The sequence below is a fragment of the Tautonia sp. JC769 genome, from assembly GCF_040717455.1.
Lineage (GTDB): Bacteria > Planctomycetota > Planctomycetia > Isosphaerales > Isosphaeraceae > Tautonia.
The window spans coordinates 1-223 of sequence record NZ_JBFEFH010000094.1 but is presented as its reverse complement, the minus strand read 5'-3'; the positions used below and the strand labels follow the sequence as shown (position 1 = coordinate 223).

The window sequence follows — 223 nt, the reverse complement described above, 5'->3', positions numbered from 1 at the left end:
TGGGTCTGAGGACCCGGCGATGACCGACGTTCGCGCCAGGGGCACTATCATAGGCCCCGCGGGCTTAACGGCCGTGTTCGGGATGGGAACGGGTGTGGCCCCGCGGGTATGGTCGCCGGGAAGGCGGGCGGGGGGTCGACTGCGAGACCCACCGACCGCATGGGAGGCAACTCCGCAGGCCGCGAGGCGAGTCGTGGGCGCCCGATCGACGAAGACGAAGACC

The 223-nt window shown here is 70.9% G+C and carries 1 rRNA gene; it reads right to left on the bottom strand.

The window, feature by feature from the left end:
- Window positions 1-11: 11 nt before the first annotated feature.
- Window positions 12-120, bottom strand: a 5S ribosomal RNA gene (gene rrf, locus AB1L88_RS27015).
- Window positions 121-223: the final 103 nt, after the last annotated feature.